The organism is Kitasatospora putterlickiae, from assembly GCF_039527695.1.
Classification (GTDB): domain Bacteria; phylum Actinomycetota; class Actinomycetes; order Streptomycetales; family Streptomycetaceae; genus Kitasatospora; species Kitasatospora putterlickiae.
In genome coordinates this window covers 10,042-14,990 of the sequence record NZ_BAAAKJ010000265.1, presented here as the reverse complement: position 1 = coordinate 14,990, position 4,949 = coordinate 10,042, and the positions used below count along the sequence as shown (strand labels likewise).

Annotated in this window: 4 protein-coding genes; 1 reads left to right on the top strand and 3 read right to left on the bottom strand. The window is 72.2% G+C overall.

Translation table 11 applies throughout. The annotated features are described in order from the left end of the window. From ABD308_RS26875 to ABD308_RS26865, 3 genes are all read right to left on the bottom strand, one after another. Window positions 1-880: hypothetical protein (locus tag ABD308_RS26875; RefSeq protein WP_344339550.1), on the bottom strand; the 880-nt coding region annotated here is incomplete at its 3' end. Between the two features lie 118 nt (window positions 881-998). Further along, on the bottom strand, window positions 999-1,256 hold the full coding sequence (locus ABD308_RS26870) for a hypothetical protein (RefSeq protein ID WP_344339548.1): 258 nt from the start codon (window positions 1,254-1,256) through the stop codon (window positions 999-1,001). A 230-nt stretch (window positions 1,257-1,486) separates the two neighbouring features. Then, complete coding sequence (locus tag ABD308_RS26865; protein ID WP_344339546.1) at window positions 1,487-3,844, bottom strand: collagenase; 2,358 nt, start codon at window positions 3,842-3,844, stop codon at window positions 1,487-1,489. A gap of 359 nt (window positions 3,845-4,203) precedes the next feature. Here ABD308_RS26865 and ABD308_RS26860 point away from each other — a divergent pair. After that, window positions 4,204-4,949 (top strand): aminotransferase class V-fold PLP-dependent enzyme (locus ABD308_RS26860; protein ID WP_344339544.1); only part of this gene is annotated, 746 nt, incomplete at its 3' end.

Below are 4,949 nucleotides of genomic sequence, written 5' to 3'. Positions count from 1 at the left end.
CCTGCCGGCCGAGCAGCAGGCAGTGGATCCACAGCTCCTCGGCGAAGCTCCGGCCGAACAGCGCGGCCACCTCCGCCGCCAGGTCGGCCGGCATGCTCCCGGCGACCGCGTCGTGCACCGCGCGCTCCTCGACGCCGGTCGCCGGCAGGGCGTCACGCCACCGCTGGTGGCCGCGCCCGCCGTCCGGGCCGTGCTCCTGGCCGACCAGCCTGATGTAGCCCTCGCCGTAGCGCATGTAGGGGATCCACCCCGGCTCCTCCAGGACCCGGCCGCGCGCCAGGAGCGGCCCGGCGTCGACGGCGTCCGTGGGGCAGACGGCGAGCCGGATGCCTTGCGTGGCATGGCCGTTGATGCTGCTGGTGCCGATGTGCTCCACCACGTTGGGCACGGCGATCAGGCCCATCCGGCCGCGGCCGCGGAAGAACACGGAGAACAGTTCGTCGTCGTGGCGCTCGGCGCTGCCGGTGGCGAACTTGCGGAAGTCCTCCGCCGTGTCGAGCGGCAGGCAGACGGCGAGGGACGGCGTGAACTCGTCCGGCACGGCCCGCACCCAGGCGGCGCCGGCCAGCGCGGCGAGCCGGGAGGCGCCGCCGTTGCGCGCGTGCCAGTTGGTGTAGAACACCAGGGCCTCGTCGGGGAACCGGGCGGCCGCGCGGCCGACCAGCGCCACCAGGTTCTCCGGGCCGTCGACGTCGTCCTGGACGACGAGGTGGTGGCTCGCCCCGGAGTCCGCCGCCGCCCAGGCGACCAGGGCGGTCCGCAGGGCCGAGGGCGGGCCGTCCGGATCCGGATCGAGCGCCAGGCCGTCGAGCCCGAGCCGATCGGCCAGCTCACGGGCCTGAACCAGGCGCACCGGGTGGGTCATGACCGCAGAACTCACGCGCACCGTGGGCACCGTAGCTCTCCTCCGCTTCTCGGGTCTCGCGCCATGGTGTCAGGAGGCGCCCCGCCGCCGGAAGGGTGCGGAGTGATCTCGGCCGGTTCCGAACCTTCGGCCTTTACGGCCAGTGGCGTCCTCTCCAGCGCGCGGTGGCGCGGGGTTCGACCTCCAGGCGGTAGCGGAGGTCGGTGAGGACCGCCGGCCCCGCGGCCTCGTCCAGCGGGGCGAGCGGGGCGCTTCGGCGCGGGAAGGCCAGGGCGACGAGCGACAGCCAGGCGACCAGGACGAAACCGTCCACGCACAGGGCGGGCAACAGTGGCAGCCCGTCACCGCGGTGGACGGACATCACCACCGCGGCACCGACTCCTGCGGCCACCCCAACGATCAGACACCGTACGGCCCTTCGCATCACGCCTCCACATTGACCGGTCGTGCGGCCAGTGGACCCGGCTGCTCGGGTGCAACAGTGAACGGCACACCGGGCCCGTTGTGACGACGTATTCAGGACAGAATTGGAGTAGACCAATATTTTCTCTCGATCCGGGGGCCCGGGCGGTGCGGTGCGCCGGGCGGAGGGCCCGCCCGGCGCACCTGGCGGACGGGGCGTCAGCGGCGCAGCGGACCCTCACAGGTGTAGTCGGCGCTGCCGGCCTGGCCGGTGGGCCAGACGTCGACCTCGCCGAACCAGCAGTTCATGTCGGTGAGGTTGTTGGCGGCCGTGCCGGCGCGGTCGAGCAGGAAGTAGTCGACGGTGTCGGACATGGTCTCGCGGATCCGGCCGGCGTCCACGGTGTTGGGGAGGGTGGCGGTGATCCGGCCGGTGCAGGTGAAGCGCATGGAGTTGTTCCAGTCGGCGTTGTCCTTGCAGACCGGGGTGTTCTGGGTGGCGCGGGCGAAGGCGTCCTGCACCTCGGAGGCCCACGCGAAGTGGAGCCGGCCGTTGGGGGTGTAGTCGGTGGCCGGGACGAAGAGGCCGGCCGCGAGCGGGGCCTGGGTCTTGAGGTAGTCGGTGTACTCGCGCTGGAGGCCGGCGTCACGGCCGAGGCGGTCGCGCCAGGCGTTGTAGCCGTCGACGTCGTCGGCGCGCAGCAGGCGGTACATCTCGGCGAACTGGTCGGGGTGGTTCTCGCCGAGCAGGTTGAAGAAGGCGGCCGCGTACGGGTAGACGCGGAAGCCGAGGCTCGGCCAGGTGGCGTGCAGGATCTGGTCGACGGTCAGCCAGGGCCTGCCGGCCAGGTCGTCGGCGGCGATCTCCTTCAGCATGTTCTTGCGCGCCTTGACGCCGTCCGCGGAGGTGGCGCCGGCGAAGTACTCGGCGGTGCCCTCGTTCATGGCGAAGGTGGCGTCGCCCGGCCACCGCGTGGTCCCGCCGATTCCGGGGATCGCCCAGCGGCCGTTGAGGTAGTGGGTGTACTCGTGCCGGAAGAGCTCCTCCAGGCTGAGGTACGACTCGTCGCTGGTGCGCTGGTAGGTGTAGAAGGTGGCGCCCTGCTCGATGTAGATGCCGCCGTTGTCGACGTCGCCGATCCCGAACAGCAGGTGCTGCAGCCGCTGGTAGTTGGACTTGGTGTCGTACAGCCGCACGGTGAGGACGGGGTTGGGGTCCTCGGGGAGCGGCTGGTCGGTGCCGACGGTGCGGAAGAACTGGGCCTTGACCTGCTTGGTGGCGTAGTAGAGCTGGTCGGCGGTGGCCTTGTCGAGGGCGGTCCGGATGACCAGGGTGCCGTTGTCGTAGCTGTAGGTGTTCGGGAAGAACCGCTGGGTCAGGTCCTCCCGGCAGGCGTCGTACGGCCGGCAGAGGCCGAGGTCGTTGACCGCGACGGCCACGTTGGCCCACGGGCGGCTGAGGTGGCCGAAGTTGTCCCGGGCGGCGGTGATGACCGCGCCGAGCTCGTCCTTCAGTACGGGCTGGAGTTCCTCGACGGTGGCCAGCCGGGCGTACTCCAGCATGGCGTCGCTGACGGCCCACTCGGTGCCGGTGCCCTTGAGGTGGCGGTAGTCGATGAAGGACCGGATCGCCTGCCGGTAGCCGGGGTTGGCGATCACGGCCTTCCGGAAGTCGCCGCCGTCCTCGACGACGTTGAGGATGCCCTGGTAGTTGATCTGGAGCGCGGCCTGCAGGGCCCAGTTCCAGCCCCGGTCGCCGATGTACGGGCTGTCGGCGGCGGCGTACTGCCGCAGCACGCGCTCGCTGAGCGGGAGGAGATCGGGGCGCAGGTGGGGGCCGCTGTTGGCGTGGAACACCTCGCCCATGGCCTTGCCGGCTTCGGTGGTCGGCTCGAAGACGCGCGGGTTGGCGAGGTAGTCGGCGGTGGCACGCCGGATCGTGGCCGTGGTGGTCTCGTCGCCGAAGTCGAGCTCGGGGTGTTCGGTGCCGAAGTCGAAGAGGACGGCGACGTGCAGGAAGTACCAGAGTCCTTCCTGGTTGAGGGTGTTGGCGCTGTCGAACCTCGGGGCCAGGGCGCTGATCCGCTCGGCCACGGTGCGGACGTGGGCCGGGGTGAGGATCTTGGCGAGTTCCGGTCGCCAGGTGCCGAGCAGGGGGAGCAGGCAGTCGTCGTAGCCGTGCGCGGGGTCGCCGAGGAAGTCGGCGAGGGCGCTCGGGGAGAGCGCGCTGAAGGCGGCGAGGTCGCAGCCGGCGGCGGCCGTGCGGGTGGTGGGGGAGGACGGGGCCGCCGGGTCGGCGACCGGCTGCCCGGCGGTCGCGATCGACTGGCGGTCCGCGTTCTCCGGCGCGCCCTCGGGGCCGGCGTCGCCGGTGCCGGTGCCGTGGGCGACCTCGTCGGCGGCACCGGCCGGGGGGCGGGCGGCGTCGCCGAACGTGGCGGAGGGGGCGGCGGGAACGGAGGCGGTCGGGGCGGGGCCGGGTGTGACGGCCTGGGCGCTCTGCACGAGCGGGGCCGTGAGGGTGGCGGCGAGGGCCGCGGAGAGCAGGACGGTACGCAGACGTGGGGTGGCTGACACCGGTTCTCCTGTGGGGTGTGGGGGTGCGCGGTGCTGGCGTGGTGCGGGCGATGGGCTTGGGGGAGCGCCAGGAACGCACAGTCGCACGGGAGTTGAATGGTGGCGGGATCGGTGTTGCGCGTTCGCTCGACCCGTTAGCTAGTAAAATAGTAATGTCAAATTGCATTGCGCAAGAGCGTCCAACCGGGGGCTCGGCGCACGGTAACGAGAGGGTCTCGACCGGGGGATTCTGGCCGCACGGGTCTTGACGCGGACTCGACGAGGGGCGTTTGCTGGCTCCCGCTCGTTCGATGTTGATCGGTTGTGTTTATTTATGTGTGATTTGAACGTTCAAATCGCCCCAAAGGTGGGGGAGAGTCATGCGTGATTACCTGGCGCAGTTCGCCGAACCGGCCGGCTACCTGGACTTCGCGCGGTTCGGCCCGGTCTCGGAGCCGGTCCGCCGGGTACTCGTCCGCGAGGCCGACCGGCTCCACCGCCGCGGCTGGGCCGCGCTCGAACGCCTCGACGCGGAAGCGGACGCGACCGCCCGGACGGCGGCCAAGCTGCTCGGCTGCGTGCCGCACGAACTCGCCTTCGTGAGCTCCACCTCGCACGGGCTCTTCGCCGCCGCCCACGCCTTCACCCGCCCGGCCGCCCCGGCGGACGGGACCGTGCTGGTGGCGCGGACGGACTTCCCCGGCGCCCTCTACCCGTGGCTGCGCGCCTCCGGAAACAGCGGACTGACGGTACGTCAGCTGAACGGGCCGCTCACCGTCGACGCCGTCCGCGCCCGCCTCGACGACCGGGTCCGCGCCGTCGCGGTCTGCGCGGTGGACGCCGCCACCGGCTTCCGGGCGCCGCTGGCCGGGATCAAGGAGCTGATCGGCCCGGACCGCGTCCTGGTGGTGGACGCCGTCCAGGCCCTCGGCGCCGTCGACTTCGCCGCCGACGCGGCCGACGTGCTCGCCGCCGGCGGCCAGAAGTGGCTGCGGGCCGGCTGGGGCGCCGCCCTGCTGATGGTCCGCGACCGGGTCGCCGACCGGCTCGGCCCCGGGCTCGGCGGCTGGTCCGGCGTCCTGGACCCGCTGGAGGCGCCCGACCACCCGTGCCCGCCCCGGCCCGG